Below are 23,004 nucleotides of genomic sequence, written 5' to 3' on the forward strand. Positions count from 1 at the left end.
TTCCACCCCCACCCAGCATCGTTTTTTCCCCGAATGGACAGCTATTGTTTTATTGTACCACTTTACGGGAAATCGCGATGAAACATCTGCCCCTGGCATACCAAAACACGATATACTGTACATAGTGTTTCCTGGTTACGCTTTCAGACTTCAACTTAAATTAGGAAAGGGAGTTTTCATCATGGCTCTTCTGCAATGCCGTTTCTTTTCTGAAGTGCTTGGGCTCAGCACTTCTATGACCGTCATTTTGCCCCAGTCCGCCCCTTCACAAATCGGCATGCCCGGGACCGCCCGGTCCGGCCCCTATCCAACCCTCTATTTGCTGCACGGCATGTCTGACGATGATACGATTTGGCTGCGGAGAACCTCGATCGAGCGCTATGTCGCCGACCTCGGTCTCGCCGTGGTTATGCCTCAGGCGGACCTTAGCTTTTATACCGATATGGCGCAGGGGAACCGGTATTGGACGTTCATCAGCGAAGAACTGCCTAGCATTTGCCGCTCGTTCTTCCCTTTATCCGACCGCAGGGAGGATAATTTCGTCGCCGGCTTGTCTATGGGCGGCTACGGCGCGTTTAAGCTGGCGCTGCGCAAGCCGGAGATGTTCGCCGCGGCGGCGAGCCTGTCGGGTGCCCTGGACATTCACCATGATTTTATCGATCATGTCCACGGTCCCCGGGAACTCAGTGCATTATTCCGGCGGATCTTCGGTGAGCAAGGGCCGCTCGGTTCCGAGAATGATTTGCTCGCATTGCTGCGGCAGTATCAGGAAAGCGGATCGCAGGATCAGGCGCCGCGTCTGTATCAATGCTGCGGAACCGAAGATTTCTTGTACCAGGACAATCTCGTTTTTCGGGATACCTGTCTTCAAGCCGGCTTGACATTGACTTACGAAGAAGGTCCGGGGGATCATGATTGGGCTTACTGGGACGCTAAAATTCAAGACGTTTTGGAGTGGCTTCCACTAAAAAGATAAAGGATTAGCCTCGGATGGCTAATCCATGTCCAGGGTCAGACGCCTCCGCTGCTCGCCTTTGCCGCGGCGGGCGTCTTTTTTTCCTTTGCTCTTGCGGTCGTTTCGCTGCCGTATCTGTTCTTTGGACGCCTGGAATTTCAGTTCCCGTTCCGTTTTGCGGTAATTCTCCAGCCTCTTCGGATCCAGTTCCCCGCGGTTTACCGCCGCTTTTACCGCACAGCCTTCTTCCCGCTCATGACGGCAATCGCCAAACCGGCACTTTCGGCCGAGCTCTTCGATGTCGGTAAACGCTTCGGACCACCCGCCGCCGTCCTCCCAAAGCCCGAGTTCGCGCATTCCGGGCGTATCGATCATCACCGCGCCTTGCGGCAGGATAAACAGCTCCCGGTGCGTGGTTGTATGGCGGCCGCGGCTATCGCTCTCGCGAATTCCCTGCGTAAGCTGAATTTCCTTGCCCGCCAGCCAATTGAGAATCGTCGATTTGCCCGCCCCCGAGGAACCCGTTAGCGCCACGGTCATCCCCGGCCGAAGCAGGGCCTCCAGTTCCTCCCGGCCCTGGTCCTCCTTGGCGCTGACCGCGATGACCGGGACGCCGGGAGCAATGCTCTCCGTTTCCCGGACGTGGTGCCCGGGATCTTCGCAAAGGTCGGCCTTGCTGAGCAGAATGACCGGATTCGCCCCGCTGTTCCATGCCATAACGAGGTAGCGCTCCAGCCGCCGCAAATTAAAATCGAAGTTTAAGGCGGCCACCAGCAGCAATACATCCACATTCGCCGCGATCATTTGTTCCGTCGGCACCGAGCCGGCCGCCCGGCGGGAAATCCGGCTCGCCCTGGGCAATATGCCGTGGATGATACCTTCGTTTTGCTCCTCCGCCATAAATCGCACCGCAATCCAATCGCCTACAGCCGGATAGGCGCTTCGGTCACCGAGTTCATGTTGGATCCGGCCCGACAGCTCCGCCCAGCCTTCTCCACGCTTTGTCACAATCCGGTATTTATGACCGTAATCGGCAATCACCCGTCCCGGGTGCACGTCCTCCAGCTCCAGCCCGTCAAAAGCCGTTTGCCAATCGGAGTTCCAGCCAAAGGCGGAGAGACCCGTTTTTTCATTTTCATCATATACGTCTTGATTCGTTGTCAACGTCAAATTTGAATTCCTCCATTTGGTAAATTTCAACAAAATTCCTTTCTGGGGTAAAAAAAGACGCAAGGCATCAGCCTGCGTCTTAATAACCTTTTACGCCCACAGTAAATAACACTCACGGGACGAAAAAAACCGCAGGACCTTTACGGTCCCACGGCAATATTCCTTCATTCAAGACGAATCATCACTCCATTATTGACATGAATGGAATGTGTGTGCCTTAAATAAACAAAGCCCGATCGGAGACCGTAAACTTATGTTGAGCAGCGAAAGAAACATTTCCGTATACTTCGTACATAATTACCAGCCTCCTTCAAAAGATTTGTTTACATCATAGGGTATCAGGCAACATTTGTCAACCCGGGATGAGACTATTTTACGATACAGTCCGAAGCGAACTCCCTGAGGCAGGACTCGACCTCGTTCAGTTCCCTTATGGTCCGCCATGGCTTGCCGCCTTCCAGATGGTCAGGCCAGGCGTGTTTGCGCAACAGCCAAATTCCGCGGATACCGACCTGCGCAGCCCCCCATATATCGTTAACGGGGTGGTCACCGATGATAAGGGTCTCCTCGCTCTTGGTGCCGAGGCGCTCGAGCGCGATGCGGTAAATCCGTTCATCCGGCTTCTTGATGCCGAGATCACCGGAAACGACAATCTCATCAAAATGTCCCCGCAGCGCAAGGCGGTCGATTTTGCCATACTGCAAATGGCTGAAGCCGTTGGTGATGATCCCCAGCTTCAAGCCGAGCGATTTACATGCCGCCAGCGCTTCTTCCGCATGATTCATAATCCGCGCGTGAGACATATAATTTCGGTCATAGTACGCTTTTAGTTCGGTCAGATCCGGTTTGGAAGCCCAGGGCAATCGGTCGATCAGTTCCCGAAAAAAGCCTTCCTTCGGCCGATAACCGTCCGCATCGCTCTCAATCATATATTCGATGATGGATTTCTGCTCCTCCGGTCCGGCAACCCGCAAGCACTCACGGACAAGCTGCTCGGCGAATCGCCGAAAGGTCCAGTCCCGATCCATTAACGTGTTGTCCAAATCAAACAAAACCGCTTTTATCCGTTCCATAATTCTCCCCCGTTCTCATCTATCTCCCATATCTATTGTATAGGAGCTGTCAATGACGAGGACGGGGGCACGAGTCACATCACATGTTTCTGCCGATGGGTGAGAAGCATTTCCTGATCCGTAATATAGAGGGGAAACGGCGGGATTTCTTTCAGATAGCGCTCTCTGATGAGAAGCCGGAAATCTACCTGATCCGGTTGGTTTGGTCCCAGCACGGGCAGCTTGCCGGTCTGTTCCACATAATGATCCACCGCCACCTGCACCATATCCAAGTAATAAGGAATCTCACGGTCGGCTTCTGCAAAAATTTCATACGTTTCCCGGGATAAATAAAACTTCTGTTCACTGGACCCGCCCATATAGCGGGCCAATCGTTTCAAATCCAAACTTCCGTCAGGCAGGACAAGCGTTTTGCGGTTGATGCCGTCAGGCATTTCGGCTTCGTATTGCAGCACCGCCTTCTTAACCTCTTCCAGCGAGACCTGCACGGAAGAAGGGACATGGGCAGCCTGGCGTTGCTTGCGGAGATTTTTCAACCATAACAGCATGAGCATAACCTCCCAACTTCATAGTCGGTTAACAGGAAGCGCTTACAATATTATTATATCTTTATTCTCGGATTTTGAACGCGATTCCGACCATATTTCATACATTCGTCATAATCGGGACATGCCCGGCTCACCTGCCTGTCTCTGGATATTCTTTTCTTTTTGCGGTAGGATGAATAATGTTCAGTACAGGTAACCCCAAAAAATTTAGGAGGACTCTCATGCAAGACGTTATCATCATCGGAGCGGGTCCTTGCGGACTGTCCGCAGCCATCGAATGCCAGCGGCGCGGTTTACATACGCTCATTATCGAAAAAAATTGCCTCGTTCACTCCATTTATTCCTACCCTACGTATATGCAATTCTTCAGCACGCCGGAGATGCTCGAAATCGGCGACATTCCTTTTGTCTCGCCGAACGAGAAGCCCTACCGTCATGAAGCGCTCGCCTACTACCGCAGAGTTAGCGCCCATTATGGCGTCCAGATCGCTTCCTATGAAGAAGCTACTCGCATTGAACGAAAGGCGGACGGAACCTTCATCGTGCATTCCGTCACGCGCAGCGGGGAAAAATGGGAGTACCCGGCGCGCTACGTCGTAATCTCTACGGGATATTTTGACCATCCCAATATGTTGGGAATTCCCGGGGAAGAAACGGATAAAGTCTCCCACTATTTTCAGGAAGCCCACCCGTACGCGGGGATGAAGGTCACCGTGATCGGCGGCAGCAATTCCGCTGTAGACGCCGCGATGGAGCTTGTTCGCGTCGATGCGGAAGTTACCGTGGTATACCGCGGCGAGGCTATGTCCGAGTCGGTCAAGCCCTGGGTGAAACCGGTTTTCGAGAGCATGGTGAATAAAGGAAAAATCAAGCTTCTGCTGGAATCCAGAGTGATCCAGATCAAAGAAAAAGAAATTGTGGTCGAGTCCGTGAACGATGCGAAGACAAGCTCCGTGCCGAACGATTTCGTGCTCGCCCTCACCGGGTTCCGGCCGGACCGCAAGCTGATGCTCGAGGCCGGCGTAGAGATGTCCGGGGAGATGGAGAAGCCGGTGTTCAACCCGGAGACGATGGAAACGAACGTGCCCGGCATTTACGTCGCAGGCGTCATCGCCTCCGGCCGTAACGCCAACGAGGTATTCATCGAAAGCGGCCGCGGACATGGCCGGCTGATCGCGGAGCATATTTCCGAACTGCTGAAAGAACTCGCCTAATTTTGAAAAAGCGGTAGTTCCAGCCGAAACAAGGAGTTTAATTTAACCCATGAACCAATTCGATACGATATCTCTGGTCCTGCTCTTCCTGGCGGCACTCGGGATTTTCAGCAGCAACATGCCGATTACCGTCGCCATGATCGTACTGCTGCTCATCCGCGTCCTGCATTTGCACTTCGCTTTTCCCTGGCTGGAAAAATACGGCCTGACCGTCGGGATCATTATTCTGACGATCGGCGTTATGACGCCGCTGGCCAGCGGCAAGCTTACGCTGCAAACCCTATGGGCCTCCTTCCTTCACTGGAAGTCCCTGCTTGCTATCGCCGTGGGGATGCTGGTCGCCTGGCTCGGCGGCCGCGGGGCGACGCTGATGGGCAACCAGCCGACCGTGGTCGCCGGTCTGCTGATCGGCACCGTGCTCGGCGTCGCCCTGTTCCGCGGCGTACCCGTCGGCCCCCTGATCGCGGCCGGTATTCTGTCTCTATTTATCGGAAAGCTGTGACCGTAAAGCCAATCTGACGATTTATGCACAAAGAGGTTTCCCTCCCGCGCTGCGGAAAGGGAAACCTCTTTTTTGGGATCGAATCAAGGAGGAGGTGTGGATAACGGGAAAACCTCCCGTTAATGTACAGGGTTCAGATTTTGAATATTATATAATTGCGCGTAAACCCCGTCCTCTTTGGCCATTAATTCCTCATGCGTGCCGCGTTCGGCCACCGAGCCGTTCTTCATCACGATAATCATGTCGGCATGGGTAATCGTGGACAGCCGGTGGGCGACGATGAGCGTCGTCCGGCTTTGCGAAAGGTCCTGCAAAGACTGCTGGATCAGGTGCTCCGATTCGAGATCCAGCGCCGACGTCGCTTCGTCCAGAATAAGAATCGGCGGGTCTTTCAAGAACACGCGGGCGATGGCGATCCGCTGCTTTTGCCCGCCGGAAAGTTTCACCCCCCGCTCCCCGACCTCGGTGTCATACCCCTGCGGCAGCTCCATGATGAAATCATGCGCGTTCGCCGCCCTCGCCGCGGCGATAACCGCTTCATCATCGGCATCAGGGTCCCCCAATTTGATGTTGTCGCGGACACTGCCGCTAAACAGGAAGTTGTCCTGCAGCACCATGCCGATCCGGCTGCGCAGGCTCTCCATCGTCCAGTCGCGCACATCCTTCCCGCCGACCGCGATCATCCCTTTCTGAACATCATAGAAACGGGGGATCAGCCCCACCAGCGAGGACTTCCCGCCTCCGCTCATGCCGACGAACGCGACCGTTTGGCCGGGGTGCACCTGCAGTGAAATATTTTTCAGCACCCAATTCCCTTCCTCCTGGTATTTAAACCACACGTTGCGAAAGCCGATCCCGTGCATCCCGCCCGGCATGATTTCCGCATCCTTCCGGTCGGTCATATCGTACGGTTCCTCAAACAGTTCGAGCACCCGCTCCCACGAGGCCGAAGCCTGCGTCAGCACGGTGGACGAATTAATCAGCCGCTTGAGCGGTGCGTAAAGCCTGTCCAGATATCCAAAAAAGGCGACGAAGGTGCCGAGGGTCAGATGGTGCTGAATGACTTGATAACCGCCATACCCGATGACAAGCAGCGGGGCGATATCCGTCAGGGTGTTGATCACGGCGAACGTCCAGGCGTTCCAGCGGCTGTGGGCCATCGCTTTTTTCAAATACGTACCGTTGATGCCTTCAAATTGGCGGGCCTCATGCCGCTCCAGGGCAAAGCTGCGGATAACGGAGATGCCCTGAATGCGCTCATGCAAATAAGCCTGGATGCCGGCGAGCGCGGCCGAGCGGTCCTTTGTGAGCTTCTTCAGCCGTTTGTAGAGCACTTTCACCGCGATGGCATAAAGCGGAAAGATCGCAATCGCCACCAGCGTAAGGAGCGGATTTAAAAAGAACATAAAGCCCAGGACAAAAATCAGCGTAAACAGATCCAGCCAGATGTTCATCATCCCGACTTCCACGATATTCTTCGTCTGTTCGGCATCGTTGATAAACCGCGAAATCACCTCGCCGACTTTCGTATTCTGGTAATACCTTAGCGATAACCGCTGGAGGTGCCCATACAATTTGTTGCGAAGATCATACAAAATCCGCGCCGTGATCAGTTGGGCAAAATACTGCCTGGCGTATTCCACCGGACCGCGGACAATAACAAACAAAAATAATGTACCGCCGAGCACGATCAACAGCCGGTCCACCTTTTGGCCGAAATCGGCCGCCGTGTTTAGCAGAATGTCGTCTACCACGTATTTTTGCACGAGCGGCAGCAAAGACGGAATGCCGAACTTTAAAATCCCGATGATCAACGTTAGAACGATCCATTTCGCATAAGGCCTAACAAACCTAAAATAAGCTTTCCAATGCTTCAACTTGGCTGCACATCCCTCTTCTTCTTTATTAAAAACCAAGGTCCGGCGACCCTCTGAACGACGGGACAGACGCTTGTTTTTAGCGTAACGCTGTATTTGTAACCCCATTAATGATATACTCCATATTAACATGTCACTGCCTGTCACTGCGGAATAAAGTTGCCCAAGCAAAATCTGGAGGCAGTGTTACCGAACGCAGGCACGAATAGCAACAGCCGCTTTAGGAGGATAACCATGTCACGTCGATTTGTGATTGAAGCCGTGATGGTGGCAATTTACGGTGAATTATTGGTGCCATCCGCACCTGTGGAATATATCGTCCCTTACACCACCGTCATGGAGCTCTATGAATTTCAGAAAAGCCCGGAACCGCTGATGAATGATCCGCTGGATGACAACCATGTCAAACGTAAAATCGGTGAATTGATCGCTTACCTTGAGGAACCGCTCAACCGGAAAAAGCTTGAGCGCGCCCTGACGGTTCCCTGGTCCAAAAGTCCGGCCATTTTGTTCGGCGACCATGTTTCCTGGACCGTCGTCAATGCCGTGGACAACGAGCAGTATGGGGAACTGCTCGATCCGATCGAAACGGAAATCGTGCTTGCCGCCCAGCGTGAGAATGCGCCGATTCTGACGGACCAGCTGGAGCTGATCCGCCGGATTCTTGAAGCCGAAGCCCCGGTGCAAATTTACGATATCGGCGATTTCGAATTTGCGATGGAGGACAATATCTTTTTTAATCAAAACTGATGCAAAAGCACGGAACTACAGATCCAAGGTCTGTAATCCCGTGCTTTTTTGAATTCTATACCAAAGGTTCATACAGGTAATCGATATCGTCTTCCGCCGCATTATAGGTCACTTTTAGCCGATAGCCTTCCAGGTACCACTTATCCTGTTCCTCCATAAAGAAGGTAATGCCTTCTTCTTTGGCGGAAATGCCCGGCGACACGGGTATGTCCGACTGGATGCCGAGGGAGAAACCCGGATGGATTTGTCCTCCCGCACTATACCGGGCAAACAAACGAATCGCTTCCCCCTCCTGCAGCCCCAGCTCCTTTTTGAACCAAAGGGCGGCTTCTTTCGTTATTTCGATCATATGCATCCCCTCCTATACACTCCTTATTTTAGACGAAAGCACGGATTTTGCAAAAATAAATTGACACCTTCCCGAACCCGGTGATAAAATCGTCAACATACGAGATCGCATTTTGCATTAATTACCATTTGAAAGGGGTGAATACGGTGTTTACGATTGTGTACTTGACTGCATTTCGCGATGCAGACCGCAAACAACTGAATACCGTAGTAACCCTGCAGGTTTCAAGCGAGTTTTTTGTTGATCCCCTTCGCGCCGTTTGACGCGATTGGAAGCAGCTTTCACGATTTTGCGGCGGTTACTTGCGAAAGTCAAGTAGCGTACGCGACATAGGTAAACAAACTTAAGGCATACGTTCACGGACGCTATGCCTTTTTTGCTGTTTTCACGGGGCCGAAAAACGGTCCGTACCGATCCTGCACAGTCGATCCAGTCCACTCGAAGTCAAGAGAAAAAGGAGGAAACCTTCGCATGTTTTCTGTTCTGAAAAATCTCGGCTGGTTTTTTAGCCGGGAAAAGAAGCGGTACACCATCGGTCTTGTCTTGCTTATTTTGGTCGGCATCGTGGAGCTTGCTCCGCCGAGGCTGATCGGCAACGCGATCGACAGCATCGTAGCCGGCACGATCACCTGGGGGTCGCTGACCACCTATATTGCGCTGATTATCGCTATCCTGGCCCTGATCTACTTTATCACGTACATATGGATGCATTCGCTGTTCGGCGGCTCGAATCTGGTGGAACGCTTGCTGCGCACCCGGTTTATGAACCATTTGCTCGGCATGACCCCGCCCTTCTTCGAACGCAACCGTACCGGCGACCTGATGGCGCGGGCCACGAACGATCTTCGCTCCGTGGCGGGTACCGTGGGCTTCGGCATGCTGACGCTGACGGATTCCACGGCCTATCTGACGGTCATCTTCGTCGCCATGAGCACCCTGATCAGTTGGAAGCTGACCCTGGCCGCGGTCATCCCGCTCCCTTTCATCGCCTTGGCGATGAAAATTTACGGGAAGATTATCCACGAACGTTACACCGAGGCGCAGGACGCCTTCGGCGATATGAACGACCAGGTGCTGGAATCGGTTGCCGGCGTTCGGGTCATCCGCGCCTACGTCCAGGAACGCAACGACGAAAAGCGGTTCGAAGCCATTACGAACGATGTGTACCGGAAAAATCTGGCGGTTGCCAAGGTCGACGCCTATTTCGAACCGACGATCCGCCTCTGCGTCGGGCTCAGCTATGCGATCGGCCTGACCTACGGGATTTATCTCGTGTTTCACAATGAATTGACCCTGGGCGATCTCGTATCCTTTAACATGTACCTGGGGATGATGATTTGGCCGATGTTCGCGATCGGCGAGCTCATCAACATTATGCAGCGGGGTGGCGCCTCGCTGGATCGGGTAAACGAAACGCTGAACGTCCGCCCCGACGTGGCGGACCCGGCGGAGCCTGCCGATATCCGGCAGCCCGACGCGATCGAGTTTACAGATTTCACGTTCCGTTATCCGACTTCGACCGTGAACAATCTGGAGAACATTCATCTGAGCATTCCCCGGGGAGCCACGCTCGGCGTCGTCGGCCGGACCGGAAGCGGCAAATCGACGCTGCTTAAGCAGTTGCTCCACGAGTACCCTCTGGGCACCGGAGAGCTCACCATCTCCGGCGCGCCGATCGACCGGATCTCGCTGGACCGGCTGCACAGCTGGATCGGCTACGTTCCGCAGGAGCAGGTACTCTTCTCCAAAACGGTCCGGCAGAATATCCAGTTCGGCCGTCCCGACGCGCCGGATGAGGTCATCATGGAGGCGATCCGGACCGCCGCCTTCGATCAGGACCTCGGTACGTTGTCCGACGGTCTGGATACGCTGGTCGGCGAAAAAGGCGTCGCCCTCTCGGGCGGCCAGAAGCAGCGCGTATCGCTGGCTCGCGCCTTTATCGCCGATCCCGACATCCTGATTCTCGATGACGCCTTGTCCGCGGTCGACGCCCGGACGGAAGCGCGCATTATCGAGAATATCCGGAGCAAGCGTTCCGGCAAAACGACGCTCATCTCCACGCACCGCTTGTCGGCGATCGAACATGCCGACTGGATCGTCGTTCTGGAGAAAGGGCGCATTATCGAAGAAGGTACCCATGAAACGCTGCTGCAGCTCGGCGGCTGGTACCGTGAACAATACGAACGCCAACAGGTTGAATCCAATCTGACAGACTAAGGAGGTGTCCTTGGGATGCAATCACAAACGGGAAAATCACTGCTCAAATACGCCCTGACGGCGAAAAACACCTTTATTCTGGCCCTGGTCATGCTGGCCATCGGCGTGGCCGCCGAACTGGCCGGGCCGTTTATCGCCCGGTCGATGATCGACGATCATATGCTGGCCATCGAGAAACCTTTCTACGAAACCGCCGCTGCCGGGGAATCCACCGTCAACTATGACGGACGATATTTCAAACGCGGCGACAGGTTCGCTGAAGGAGAGGCGCACGGACCCGAAATCCGAATTCTTCAGGTAGGGACCTCCTTCGTCTTCGTGGAAGCGGAGTTGAACGACGTGTCCGGCGACCGAAGCTACCGGGACGGCACGCTGGTCTTGTCGAAGTCGGGTCAGGTCACCGAATATCCGGCCCGGAAGCTGAACGCTGCGGAAGTGTTCGCGTTTTACCGCCCCGAAATCCCGGGCATTTTGACACTGGTCGGCTGGTACTTCGTGTTCCTGGCGATCTCCATCGTGATGGAATTCGGAAAGACCTACTGGCTGCAATCCTCGGCGAACAAAGTGATCCAGAAGCTACGGATCGACGTCTACGCGCACATCTCGCGGCTCCCGGTGAACTACTTCGACAATCTGCCCGCCGGGAAGGTCGTCTCCCGCGTTACCAACGACACGGAGGCCGTAAAAGATTTATTCATCGCGGTGCTGTCCAACTTCTTCTCGGGCGTGATCAACATGCTCGGGGTCTATGTGGCCCTCTTCCTGCTCGACGTCCGGCTCGGCATAATCTGTTTGTTTGTCGTGCCGATTATCTGGGCATGGGTCGTGCTTTACCGGAAGTTCGCCACGAAGTACAACACGATTATTCGTTCCCGGCTCAGCGAAATCAACGCGATTATCAACGAGTCGATTCAAGGGATGTCGATCATCCGGATTTTTCGCCGGCAATCCCAGACCAAGGCGGAGTTCGAGAAGTTGAACGACGATTACATGACCTATCAGAACAAAATGCTGAATTTGAACGCTTTTACCTCGCATAACCTGGTCAATGTCATCCGCAATCTGGCTTTCGCCCTTGTTCTCTGGTATTTCGGATCGGCGCAGATTACGGGTTCAAGCATAATCTCGCTGGGCGTCCTGTACGCTTTCGTCGATGTGTTGGGACGGCTGTTCCAGCCGATTACCGGGATGGTGAACCAATTGGCGGCCCTCGATTCGTCGATGGTATCCGCCGGCCGCGTATTCGCCCTGATGGATGAACCGGGCGAATCCGTTACCGACGGTTCCATGCCGCGTTATCAAGGGAACGTCGAGTTTAAAAATGTCTCCTTCGCCTACAAGAAGGATGATGTGCTGAAGAACATCTCCTTCGAGGCGAAGCAAGGCCAAACCGTAGCGCTTGTGGGCCATACCGGATCGGGGAAAAGCTCGATCATCAACCTGCTGTTCCGGTTTTATGACCCGCAAAAAGGAACGATCACGATCGACGGCAGACCTGTCAAGGATCTCCCTAAACAGTGGATCCGGCAGCACATGGGGATCGTCCTGCAGGACCCGTACCTGTTTACCGGAACGATCGCTTCCAATGTCAGCCTGGGCGATGAACGAATTTCCCGGGAGACGATCGAAAAAGCGCTGAGGGATGTCGGGGCCGACCGGATCCTCGGGCATTTGCCCAAGGGGCTGGATGAACCCGTGGTGGAGAAAGGCAGCACCTTGTCCGCAGGGGAACGCCAACTGGTCTCCTTCGCCCGGGCGCTTGCTTTCGATCCGGCAATTCTGATCCTCGATGAGGCGACCGCCAACATCGACACGGAGACCGAGGCGCTGATCCAGTCGGCGCTCGAGGTGCTCAAGCGGGGGCGGACCACCTTCATTATCGCCCACCGGCTGTCCACGATCCGCAGCGCGGATCTCATCCTCGTGCTGCATCGGGGCGAAATCGTGGAGCGCGGGACGCACGAGGAATTGCTGGCGCTCGGCGGCCGGTATTATCAAATGTACCGGCTGCAAGCGGGGGGCGATGCCCCGGCGCTCGGCGCAATGCCCGGACATATAACGGAACCGGCTACAGGCCGCATTTAACGAAAAAAAGAGGGTGTTCCTAAAGTCATCATAGATGACCGGGGGACGACCCTCTTTTTCATTAGTCCAGCTTCATTTCACGTGCCAACGAGGAAGGAATTTCTTCTTTATCCACGATGACTTCGATCACGAAAGGCTTGTTGGAACCCAATGCCCGTTTAAACACCTGTATAAATTCGCCCCGAGTCGAACAAGATGCACTGTCCGCCCCCATCGAAGCGGCATATGCGGCAACATCAAGAGGCTGTTTGAAAATAGTGCCATCCGTTCGACCGGTAAACTGCCTCATCCCTTTCAATGCCATATCCAGTTGTCCGTTATTGATGACAATAAAAATGACCGGCAACTGCTCAGCCACACAGGTGTTTATTTCGGATCCCAACATAAATAGACAGCCATCCCCCGTCAGACAGATGACGTTTTGGTCTTGATCGGCGAATTTCGCCCCAATCGCCATTCCGATGGCATTGGCCATGGAAGCAAAATAGGAATCGAAGAAAAATTTCACGCCGGGCTTTAAATCCAGCCAACGGACGGCATGATAACCGTGGGCGCCGTCATCGGCGAAAACCGTCGTGTTTTCGGGGATCATATCACCAACCGCTTGGCAGACTTCGGCAACGGAGAGATTTTGCAACACAGGCAACGGGTCATGATAGGGCTTCGCTGTATGTAAATTGGCGGGTTCTTTAGGATATAAACGTAAAATCTTCTCCAGATTTGTTCGTAAATCTCCGAAAACATGAAGGTATTCCGATTTTATGATTCCCCCCATAAACTCATGAGCAATATCGAATTGGATGATTTTTCCGGGATAATGGGAACGGCCCAAGCCTGCTAAAGCTGTATCGCTAAGACGCGACCCCATCACCAAAAGCAAGTCGACGCCAGATTCCAACAGGTCCTTAGCCTTTTGATGTCCGCCTAAACCAAAGGGCCCGTAATAAAGGGGGTGCGAGGTATAAACACTCCCCTTTCCTCCGGGAGTCGTGACAATGGGGATATGAAAAGTCTCGGCAAATGCCGCCAATTCCTTCTGCGCACCGGAAAGCACTACACCCTTACCTGCAAGAATTACCGGTTTACGGGCATTTCGAAGCTGAAGAATCATCTCCTCCAGATTGGTGGCTATGTAACTCACATTCCCGGATGGTAACTGAACCAATGCGTCGCTGACGGGGGCGATCATAACATCAAAAGGAATGCAGAGGTGAACCGGGCCTTTTCTGCCGGTCATCGCCTCGCGCAAAGCATAGGTAAGGATGGCGGGAAAAGTATCGCTACGCGTAACCATCGTACTGAACAAAGTGACCGGCTTCATGATTTCCGCCAAATCGATGCCATATTGCGAGGAATCTTGGCATTGCGGAATCCCTAATTCGGCTGCCGATTGATGACCTGTTATAAAGAGCACGGGTAAACAGTTCATTTTTGCGTGCGCTGCGGCAGTGACCAGATTGGTGCCTCCCGGACCGGAAGTTGCGACGACCACGCCTAAATTATGGTTCGTGAATGCATAGCCTCCGGCACTAAATCCTGCCCCGCTCTCATGCCTTCCCAAAATAAATTCGATATCCTGGTTCCCGAATTCCAATACTAAAGGAGCTATCGATTTACCCGGAATTCCAAAAGCGTGTTTTATGCCAAGATTGACTAAGGTCTCAACTAAGAGCTGTACAACGTTTTTCACAACGAACACTCCTCTAATATACTTGTCAAAGGTAATTGAATATTGAAATCCGTCCCTTTACCCAATATAGAATCGATGGTAATTTCTCCGTTATGGTTATTGATAATTCGATAGGAAACCGACAGGCCCAACCCCGTTCCGCTCTCCTTCGTGGTAAAAAAAGGATTTTGTATTTTCGTTAGGTTCTCTGGACTAATCCCGCTGCCATTGTCTGAAATCGTTATGATTAAATGGTTACTGTTTTTCCGCGTTTTTAAGGTTACGACCTCATTGGGCTGCGAAGCTTCGACGGCGTTTTGCAAAATATTGATCAAGACCTGTTTGATCTGCGCGGCATCCGCAAATAAAATATCCTCGCCGGTGGTTTGATAATCCCGGACATACCGAATATCATGCAGCGCAGCCTGTCCTTCCATCACACGAAGCACATTATCAAGAAACTCATTGATTTTAATCGGCTTCACGATCGGAACAGAAGGTTTGGACATCGTGACAAAGTCGGAAACCAGGTTCTTGACGCGCTCCAATTCTTCATGAACAAATCCCATATACTTCGTGGTTAAGGGATCAAGTTGTTGTGACCGAATCATTTGCACAAAGCCCATAATTACGGTAAGCGGGTTGCGTATTTCGTGCGCCAAACCGGCTGCCAACTTCCCGATAGCAGAAAGTTTCTCGCTGACAATCACCTGCTGCTCCAGTAAATAGCGCTCGGTGATATCACGAAGCTGAGCATAAGCTCCTTGAATCATGCCATTTTCAAAAATAGGTATAATGTCAACAAGACATACGGTATGGATCCCTTTGACATTATAGTGGACCTCGATGCCCCGCTGCCGCCGTCCCTTCGCAATAGTTTCCGCGATATGCGGTCCAAGCTCCGCGATAGGAAGAGCGGACTGTCCTACCGCAACCAAGTCCGGAATCATGGATTGCGCGATATGGTTAACATCTACAATCACGCCGCATTGATCGGCCAAGAGAATACCGGTATCCAGGTTATTTACCATGAGATGGTGCAAATTTAATTGGCGCTGGTTCGTTTTTCTGAGGATAAGCTCCCGCCTCATCGATTCCACCATATTGACCAACATAGCAAGCTGATAATTGCTGAAATCGGCTACGCTCGTCATTAGAGATATGGTTCCTTCCAACACCCCATGATCGCTTGGAAATGAAAAAGGAACGCTTTGGCAGGCGGAATCGTGCAATACCAGATGGAAATGATCCGTGCCCACGGTTTGAAAAGGAACCTTCTTGTCCAGTGCGATCAGCGTTGCACAAATGCCTACTTCCCGCTCGAGCATCAAACTCCCTTCTTTAATGTTTAGCTGCGATAGATTTTCTTTCATGATCCGATCACCGAAGGAATCAATCACCACACCTTCATCATCTGTGACAAGAAATAACACCATTTGACCATTGAGCAACTTAATGGTGTTCTCTCCAAAAACCTTCGTCACCTCTAAAATATCGGCATAAAGCCTTTTTTGCTTCTGTAGATGATCTTCAGTCACGGTCGTTAAGGGAGAAGGGATATCAGTTGGTTCCATTCCGTTTGCCAAACAACGCCGATGAATTTCCGCAAGGAAGAAGTTTTCCATATGATCGTCCCCCCAGAATTACGAATTGTACTATATTCCCAGCAGCTACAGTAAATAGTTCTCCGCTTCCTGCCCGAACCCCTTCTTCATTTCGACTTGATCCTACAAATAAGTTGCGAGTCCACCATTTTCTTCAATTCCGAAAATTACTTTTTAGAACTCCTTACGACGGAATTCATTGGGGGTTACCCCGTATTCCTTTTTAAAAACGCGATAGAATGAGCGCAGGCTGTTGAAGCCGGAATCGAACGCGATATCGGTGACCGGATTGGTAGTGGATAACAGCAGCATATGTGCAAAGGCAGCCCGTTGGCCGTTGATGTAATCGCGAAATGAGATGCGGAACTGTTCGGAGAAGATTCGGGAAATCATGAACTTGCTGACACCGAGCTCGATGGACAGCATATTCAGGCTTATGGGTTCTAAAAAATGCATATCGATATAAGTCAGAATTTTGGGGATGAGCTCCATGTCTTTCTTGTAATCTATTTTTCTCATGAACAATAATGGCAAAGCATGTCCTAATATTACCGAGGTGTAAGCCTTGAGCAAGCGCTGATCGCACTGTTCTTTATATAGTTTATACAACGTTGTCATAAGATCAGGCAGCACCTGATGATTGGCGACTACGGAATGGTCCGGGATATGGTGAAGCAAGTCCCCCGTAAAATCTCCGGGAAATGTGGCATCAAAAAAGATCAATAAGATTTGGTTCTTCTCTATGGTTTTGTAGCTATGAGGCTGGTTGGGGAAAATGATCGCTACGTCTCCTTCGGATAAAACATATTCTTTGCCATTGATATCGATATGAATTTTGCCTGTCAAGGCCATCGCGATTTCTACATTCTTATGGAGATGAAGAGGATAGGTGTTATTGGTGGAAATAAAGGAATGAAACGCCTGGTCGCGATGCTGAAATTTTATTTTCATAGCTTCCTCCCTATCGGCATAATGCCTAACACCAAGCGGCGAAGTTCTGCACTATTAAGAACATATTATGGATTTGCTCACTGTAACACAAGGACTAAGAGCAATAATTGGCACAAAAAAGAATTGTTTTTGGCAGGTAATAAAGTCCTAAAAGTTTTAAAGTATAGCCGAGTACCAACAACATTCCACTGAAAGGAGGAAGTATAACAGGATCCTCGTCAATCGCTTCGGGTGTATCTTTGTTATACGTCAAACATGAAATGGAAAGGTAAAAGGTTCATGAAGGCGGCAGCCGTTTTATTGAGTTTTTCGATAGCGTTTTCAACTTTGGGGAACCCGCCTCTCGAGGCCGCAGGACAGGCGAATCCGGAAAAGAAACCATCCGGAGGTACCCCTATCGTTGCTTTTCCGGGTGCTGAAGGCGGCGGTGCCTATGCCAGCGGAGGCCGGGGCGGCGATGTTTACATTGTAAAGACGCTCGAGGATTACGGCGAAAAGGACAAACCTATTGAAGGATCGCTGCGGTATGGGGTTTCATCTGCGCCTAAAGAAGGGCGTACTATCGTTTTTCATGTTTCCGGAACGATCGAACTGAAAAGCACCCTGGGATTTAAAGATATTAAAAACCTGACCATCGCAGGGCAAACCGCGCCGGGTAACGGAATCACCATCGCCGGCTGGGATACCAACATCAGCAATTCGGAAAATATCATCCTCAGGTATCTCGCCTTCCGTCCGGGCGCTACCCATGTTTACAACGGCAGCGATTCGATGGATGCGCTTTGGGGAAGAGACAACGACACTTTTATCATCGACCATTGTTCCTTCAGTTGGAATACGGATGAAACCTTGTCCTTATACAGAGGCGAGAACGGAACGGTCCAATGGTCCATCATTTCGGAAAGCCTGACGCTTTCCGGGCACTCCAAAGGGAGACATGGGTATGGCGGCATTGCCGGCGGTGATAAAACGACGTTCCATCACAATTTGTACGCGAACCATACTTCCCGAAATCCCAGACTCGGCGGCGGCTATGCCGGTTCCGCGGATGCCGATCATGTGGCGGTGGTTCAGTTCTCCAACAACGTCATTTATAACTGGGGTTTTAACGGCACTTACGGCGGGGGCTTCACGTTTACGAATTTTATGAACAATATCGAAATGGCCGGTCCTGGAACAAGGGATAACGTGCTGAACCGGGTGCTTGATGCCGGAGAATCCACGAAGGTCGGGGGGTTTTACATCGACGGGAACCGAATTAACGGCAAACTTACGGGATTGCTGGATGGGTCTTCGGAGTACGTAAAATTTTCCGGTGCCGACAGCGGCGAACATATCACCACCTTTGCGTCCAAGCCGTACCTATCGGCGGACAGCCGGGGGGTTAATCACGGCATCACCAATAAAGCATTCGACGATTACGTGAAGACCGGCATAAAACAGGCCAATGAACCCCTGATGAGAAGCATTCTGCAACAAGCGGGCGCCACCTATCCCCGTCGCGACGCGATCGATGCAAGAATTGTGGCGGAAGTGGAACAAGGCTTGGGCAGATATATCAACACGGAACATGAGGTCGGCGGCTATATCTCCGATTTTGGGGCCGTAGAGGAACGGCGTGACGATCAATTCGACACGAATCTGAACGGTATCGGCGACAAATGGGAAAAGGAAAATAAGATCTGGGATATCAAAGACGCATATAAGACGGTGACAGACAGCGGTTATACCTGGTTAGAGCTATATATTAACGGTCTTGTCGATATGAACCATGCCGCCGAAAACCCTGAAGCCCTGCTGATGGCCCCTAATAATAATGACCTATTTGTTTCAGGGAAAGAAATCGAAGTCAAGATCAAAGCATCCTCCAAATTCGGACACAAAATCAAGAAAGTGGCTGTTTTTAACGGATCCGAATATCTTGGGGACGCCGTCAAAATAGGAAGCCATTATACGTATAAGATCAAGGGATTAAAGGAAGCTTCGTACTATATCTCAGCAAGAGTGACGGATACGGAAGGAAATGAGACGCAAACTTCCGCCGCCAACATCCATGTCAATAACTCCCCCGCTACCTTGGCTAAGGCGAGTTGGACATCCGCGGATATCGGCGACCCGGACATTAAGGGTTCCGAAAGCATGAATGGCGATGCGATCACCGTTAAAGGTAACGGAAAGCTTGGAAAGAGCGAAAGCAGCGTGAAAGGATCCGACCTGTATTCTGCCGCCAAAGACGATTTTCATTTCGTATATAAGGAAGTGGACGGTGACTTCGAATTTACCGCAAAACTTGAGGAGATGGGAGCCGTCGACAATCATGCCTTTACCGGGCTGATGATCCGGGACGACTTGAAAGAAGACAGTGCCGCCGCGGCCCTGGGTCTCTCCTGGGTGAAGTTGTCCAAAGAAACCAGCTGGTCATCTTATCTGGCCGGAAGAAACGATAAGGGCGGAGCATTTGATGAATTGACGGAAACCTTAGACAGCGTATCCGCCGCCGAAAAAGCCGGGATTCAACTGCTTCCGGATGTACCGTTCAAGTTGAACGGGGTTCCGCAAGGGTATTGGCTTAAACTGGGCCGTCAGGGAGATAAGTTCTTTGCGTATGGTTCAACCGATGGAAAGGAATGGTCGCGGATCGGCGAGAGAAATATTGCCATGGAAGGTTCGGTATTTGTCGGATTTTCCGTCGACAGCAATGATGTTGCCAATAAGATCGAACAACTGAATTACGCGAAGTTCTCAAGTATTTCGCTGAAAAATAGCTTTACACCGATGGGCAGATAATTTGAAGGAGCTAGGCGAGAACCGACCGCTTAGCTCCTTGGTTTTTTACGAATTTTGCTGGTGAGGGTGTTCCAACGTTTACTTTGGGGACACCCTCTTTTTCGGCGCGTTTATTTCAACGGGGCAATTTCAACGGTGTAACTGCTTGGAACATATGTCTCGGTTTTCGAATCCGTGATGACTTGGGCATAGGCGCTGTCCGGTTTAGGAGAAGTCAGCTCGTAGTGGACGACCGCCTTCTTCTGCTCCGTAAACTCTATCTTGGCTACCCGGATGCCGTAGCCCGGATTCGGCTGATCATGACGGGTCAATTCGACTTTGTTCACCTCGTCGTTCACTTTTTGAAGCTTGAACGATACGTTGTCATTCACCTGCTGCGTATCGTCCTTATGGGCCTCTACGAATTCGGCCGCTTTATAAACCATGCGGGCTGCTTCGATCCGCATCATCGACGCTTTCGGCTGGAAATTCCGGTCCTTGTCCAGCTCGGTAATTTTCATCAGCAAGAGTCTTTGTATGCTCCCGGAATAGAGCGCGTTCCCTTGGTCCGCATCGGCCACATCGATATACATCTTGATCATCGGATAATTCCCGGTTGCGGAGATCGCTTGATCCAAAATGTAAGCAAACTGCTCCTTCGTGATTTCTCCGGTCCACTTAAAGTCATCGGGCAGCTTGATGCCGTGGTCTTCGGCAATCTTTTGCGCGGTTGTGTACCAAGGTGCCTTCCCTTTCCCCTTTTTCCCGCCGTTGTCTTTGGGCGTAAGTCCCAGCGCGTGAACGGCCATATAAACGCCCTGTGCGCCCGTCAACTTGCTGCGTGGAGCGAATTTCTCCGCCGTAATCCCTTGGATAATTCCTTTTTTCTGCAGCGACTCGGTAATTTTGGCGTCCTGTCCCTCCACGTCGCTGAAGGCCGAAGCCGAAGACGCGAGCAGCATGGAGCCGGACATGAGCAAAGCAGCAGCCGCCTTGAATTTTTTATTTTTCATTCTCATCACCTCTGCCCCCCTAGACGCAGATACCACACTAAAGGTTGCAGCTTTTTTTGCGTTCGAAAAAGACATCAGGCAGCCGAAGCGCTCATCTTGCGGCAAATTTCCGCACAACGGCGGCAGGCTGCCGCGCAGTCCTTACAATGCTGGTGCCCATGCTTCGAGCATTCCTCGGCGCAAGTTTCGCACGCTTTAGCGCACAACTCGCAGATTTCTTTGGCGAATAGGGTGCTTCTGGATAACGCCTCGGCAGTAAAGGCACAAATTTCCGCGCATTCCCGGTCGAGCCGGATGCAATCTCGCAGCATGGCCAGTTCATACTCCTTCAAGCTGGAAACATAGCAATAATTACAAGCGTTCATACAGGATATACAAGCTTCGATGCACTCCCGGTATTTTTCCTGGATCATCGTTTCAATACCTCCCTATCCAGAGTTTGCAATTGTAAACATGCTCTTCGATGTATTACCATGAACCCGGCTTGATGAAACAGCAAAGTCAGCTTTAAGCGGTTCGTCCCTCTAGAGCTGACAATTTTTCGGCCAGCTTCGTTTTGTCGAAATGCTCCCCGATGAATACCACCACATCGGGTACCTGTCCTTGCGGCGTTATTTTAAGATAGTCGGCTTCCCTGTAGGCATATTGAAACAAAAATCGGCTGGCGGTGTCGGAGAAAGACAGTATCCCTTTTCCGCGGTAAATTTCACGGGGCAATTCGGTGATAAAACGCTCAAACTCGACGCTGTCTACCGGTCCGGTAAAATAATGCGTATAAACCGTCACATGTTCATGCGAGTGGTGATGCGGATGTGTTTCGTCGGCAGAATCATGAGTATGCCCATCGCTGAAGTGGAGCGAATCGTGTCTCCGTCCGGATAAATCCATTGCCGGATGTCCTTCCTCAGCCCGCTCCCCGTCATGCAGCAGGTAAACCGGGTCCACCTCGCAGCGGACGGCCGGTATGATTCTGGCGTAAGGATTCAACCTCTCCAACAGGTCCCGCATTTCCCGCTGTTGCTCCTGGCCAATCCGATCGATTTTGTTCAGAATGAGGTCGGAGCCGCAGCGTATTTGCTCCAGCATCAAACGATACGTTTTTCCCTGCTGCTTCGCATACAGTTCCGCCAAATGAGCCGCATCCACGACCGTGATCATCGGGCGGATATCCAGCTCCAAGTAGAGGGACGACTCCGTCACAGCGTCGAACATTTCCAAAGGATTGGCGGCCCCGGTCGCTTCGATCACGACCAGATCCGGTTGTTCCTGCTTGATCAGCTCGTACAGCTGGGTACTGAGATCCGAGCGGATCGAGCAGCAAATACAACCGCCCAGCATCTCGGTCATCGGTACTTCTTCACCGACCATCATCCCGTCCAGATTCACTTCTCCCAACTCGTTCATGACCACGGCCGGACGCAGGCCTTGTTCCTTCCAAAAGGCCAAAAGACGCTGCAGCAGCGTTGTTTTTCCGCTGCCCAAAAAACCGGACAGCATATATATAGGTGTAGCTTTACTCCGTTTCTCCATCTCAAGTTTCCTCCATCTTTCGCTCTTTTTCCATGAAAGCGAGTTTACACCAACCGGAACGATCGCGCAACTTTGTACCGAAACAAACGGCTTGGGCAACAATGAAGGAATGGAAGGATTTGTGGTAAAGTATAGTATAGATAAATCCCGAAACAGAAAGGATTACGAGCGATGATCAGATCCGTAGACGAACACCGTAATGAAGCCCCAAAAAAGGTAGCCTGCATGGTGATCACCGTGTCGGATACCCGCACGGAAGAAACCGATTCAAGCGGTCAATTGATGATGCGGCTGCTGAAGGAAGCAGGCTATAACGTCGTCAAATATGCGATCGTCAAAGATGACTATGACGGGATCCGCCAGCTTCTGCGCGAAGCGGTATCCAGCCGGGGAGTTGAGGCGGTTCTGCTCAGCGGGGGAACGGGGATCGCTCCCCGCGATACGACTTATGAAGCGGTCCGCAGCCTGCTCAACAAAGAGCTACCCGGCTTCGGCGAAATTTTCCGCTTTCTCAGTTACACCGAAGATATCGGTCCGGCAGCGATTCTGAGCCGCGCCATTGCCGGCACGATCGGGAATATGGCCGTGTTCTCCATGCCCGGTTCCCAGGGAGCGGTCCAACTCGCGATGGAGAAAATCATTCTGCCCGAACTGCGTCATGTCATGCGGGAAATTTATAAGTAATTTTTCCACAGGAGGCCTCATCAAAAAGCCCCTTCAGCAGGGACCAA

19 protein-coding genes are annotated in these 23,004 nt (G+C 51.9%); 8 read left to right on the forward strand and 11 right to left on the reverse strand.

Translation table 11 applies throughout. The features are described from left to right. Window positions 1-181 precede the first annotated feature (181 nt). Window positions 182-976, forward strand: a complete 795-nt coding sequence (locus V4U88_RS08710; RefSeq protein WP_334072885.1) for an alpha/beta hydrolase — start codon at window positions 182-184, stop codon at window positions 974-976. Window positions 977-994: 18 nt separating this feature from the next. On the opposite strand, the gene rsgA is transcribed toward V4U88_RS08710, so the two are convergent. The 3 genes from rsgA to V4U88_RS08725 all read right to left on the reverse strand — a co-directional run bounded on the left by rsgA (window position 995) and on the right by V4U88_RS08725 (window position 3,746). Further along, window positions 995-2,125, reverse strand: coding sequence for a ribosome small subunit-dependent GTPase A (rsgA, locus tag V4U88_RS08715; RefSeq protein ID WP_334072886.1), 1,131 nt, complete (start codon window positions 2,123-2,125; stop codon window positions 995-997). A gap of 368 nt (window positions 2,126-2,493) precedes the next feature. Then, window positions 2,494-3,198: an HAD family hydrolase gene (locus V4U88_RS08720; protein WP_334072887.1), complete on the reverse strand. Its 705-nt coding sequence runs from the start codon at window positions 3,196-3,198 to the stop codon at window positions 2,494-2,496. Window positions 3,199-3,272: 74 nt separating this feature from the next. After that, on the reverse strand, window positions 3,273-3,746 hold the full coding sequence (locus V4U88_RS08725; protein ID WP_334072888.1) for a DUF3939 domain-containing protein: 474 nt from the start codon (window positions 3,744-3,746) through the stop codon (window positions 3,273-3,275). Window positions 3,747-3,967: 221 nt separating this feature from the next. Between V4U88_RS08725 and V4U88_RS08730 the strand changes: the two genes are divergently transcribed. After that, window positions 3,968-4,960 carry a YpdA family putative bacillithiol disulfide reductase gene (locus tag V4U88_RS08730; protein WP_334072889.1) on the forward strand — a complete coding sequence of 331 codons (993 nt, stop codon included), beginning with the start codon at window positions 3,968-3,970 and terminating at the stop codon, window positions 4,958-4,960. Between the two features lie 49 nt (window positions 4,961-5,009). Then, window positions 5,010-5,462: a DUF441 domain-containing protein gene (locus tag V4U88_RS08735; protein ID WP_334072890.1), complete on the forward strand. Its 453-nt coding sequence runs from the start codon at window positions 5,010-5,012 to the stop codon at window positions 5,460-5,462. Between the two features lie 119 nt (window positions 5,463-5,581). On the opposite strand, the gene V4U88_RS08740 is transcribed toward V4U88_RS08735, so the two are convergent. Beyond that, entirely contained in the window at window positions 5,582-7,339 is a 1,758-nt protein-coding gene (locus tag V4U88_RS08740) for an ABC transporter ATP-binding protein (protein ID WP_334072891.1), read from the reverse strand. A gap of 234 nt (window positions 7,340-7,573) precedes the next feature. On the opposite strand from V4U88_RS08740, the gene V4U88_RS08745 reads away from it, so the two are divergent. After that, window positions 7,574-8,089 carry an ADP-heptose synthase gene (locus V4U88_RS08745; protein ID WP_334072892.1) on the forward strand — a complete coding sequence of 172 codons (516 nt, stop codon included), beginning with the start codon at window positions 7,574-7,576 and terminating at the stop codon, window positions 8,087-8,089. A gap of 55 nt (window positions 8,090-8,144) precedes the next feature. Here V4U88_RS08745 and V4U88_RS08750 read toward each other — a convergent pair whose 3' ends face one another. Further along, entirely contained in the window at window positions 8,145-8,438 is a 294-nt protein-coding gene (locus tag V4U88_RS08750) for a HesB/YadR/YfhF family protein (RefSeq protein ID WP_334072893.1), read from the reverse strand. Between the two features lie 471 nt (window positions 8,439-8,909). Between V4U88_RS08750 and V4U88_RS08755 the strand changes: the two genes are divergently transcribed. Together V4U88_RS08755 and V4U88_RS08760 are read left to right on the forward strand one after the other, a co-directional pair. Continuing rightward, the gene (locus tag V4U88_RS08755; RefSeq protein ID WP_334072894.1) at window positions 8,910-10,655 is read left to right on the forward strand and encodes an ABC transporter ATP-binding protein; all 1,746 of its coding nucleotides are present in this window, start codon (window positions 8,910-8,912) and stop codon (window positions 10,653-10,655) included. A gap of 15 nt (window positions 10,656-10,670) precedes the next feature. After that, window positions 10,671-12,740 (forward strand): ABC transporter ATP-binding protein, encoded by a 2,070-nt coding sequence (locus V4U88_RS08760; RefSeq protein ID WP_334072895.1) that lies wholly within the window; start codon window positions 10,671-10,673, stop codon window positions 12,738-12,740. A 61-nt stretch (window positions 12,741-12,801) separates the two neighbouring features. Here V4U88_RS08760 and V4U88_RS08765 read toward each other — a convergent pair whose 3' ends face one another. The 3 genes from V4U88_RS08765 to V4U88_RS08775 form a co-directional block, all read right to left on the reverse strand. Next, the gene (locus V4U88_RS08765; RefSeq protein ID WP_334072896.1) at window positions 12,802-14,430 is read right to left on the reverse strand and encodes a thiamine pyrophosphate-binding protein; all 1,629 of its coding nucleotides are present in this window, start codon (window positions 14,428-14,430) and stop codon (window positions 12,802-12,804) included. Beyond that, window positions 14,427-16,034 (reverse strand): ATP-binding protein, encoded by a 1,608-nt coding sequence (locus tag V4U88_RS08770; protein WP_334072897.1) that lies wholly within the window; start codon window positions 16,032-16,034, stop codon window positions 14,427-14,429. Before V4U88_RS08770 ends, V4U88_RS08765 begins: the two co-directional genes overlap by 4 nt. 153 nt (window positions 16,035-16,187) lie before the next feature. Beyond that, window positions 16,188-16,964 (reverse strand): AraC family transcriptional regulator, encoded by a 777-nt coding sequence (locus tag V4U88_RS08775; protein ID WP_334072898.1) that lies wholly within the window; start codon window positions 16,962-16,964, stop codon window positions 16,188-16,190. Window positions 16,965-17,264: 300 nt separating this feature from the next. Between V4U88_RS08775 and V4U88_RS08780 the strand changes: the two genes are divergently transcribed. Continuing rightward, window positions 17,265-19,751, forward strand: coding sequence for a hypothetical protein (locus tag V4U88_RS08780; RefSeq protein WP_334072899.1), 2,487 nt, complete (start codon window positions 17,265-17,267; stop codon window positions 19,749-19,751). A gap of 110 nt (window positions 19,752-19,861) precedes the next feature. On the opposite strand, the gene V4U88_RS08785 is transcribed toward V4U88_RS08780, so the two are convergent. From V4U88_RS08785 to V4U88_RS08795, 3 genes are all read right to left on the reverse strand, one after another. Then, window positions 19,862-20,749, reverse strand: a complete 888-nt coding sequence (locus tag V4U88_RS08785; protein ID WP_334072900.1) for a protease complex subunit PrcB family protein — start codon at window positions 20,747-20,749, stop codon at window positions 19,862-19,864. A 68-nt stretch (window positions 20,750-20,817) separates the two neighbouring features. Beyond that, a complete protein-coding gene (locus V4U88_RS08790; protein ID WP_334072901.1) occupies window positions 20,818-21,156 on the reverse strand; it encodes a four-helix bundle copper-binding protein in 339 nt (112 codons plus the stop codon). A gap of 94 nt (window positions 21,157-21,250) precedes the next feature. After that, the gene (locus tag V4U88_RS08795; RefSeq protein WP_334072902.1) at window positions 21,251-22,273 is read right to left on the reverse strand and encodes a CobW family GTP-binding protein; all 1,023 of its coding nucleotides are present in this window, start codon (window positions 22,271-22,273) and stop codon (window positions 21,251-21,253) included. A 171-nt stretch (window positions 22,274-22,444) separates the two neighbouring features. Between V4U88_RS08795 and V4U88_RS08800 the strand changes: the two genes are divergently transcribed. Next, entirely contained in the window at window positions 22,445-22,957 is a 513-nt protein-coding gene (locus tag V4U88_RS08800; protein ID WP_334072903.1) for a MogA/MoaB family molybdenum cofactor biosynthesis protein, read from the forward strand. Window positions 22,958-23,004 lie beyond the last annotated feature (47 nt).

This window comes from Paenibacillus sp. A14 (assembly GCF_036864815.1).
Lineage (GTDB): Bacteria > Bacillota > Bacilli > Paenibacillales > Paenibacillaceae > Fontibacillus > Fontibacillus sanfengchensis.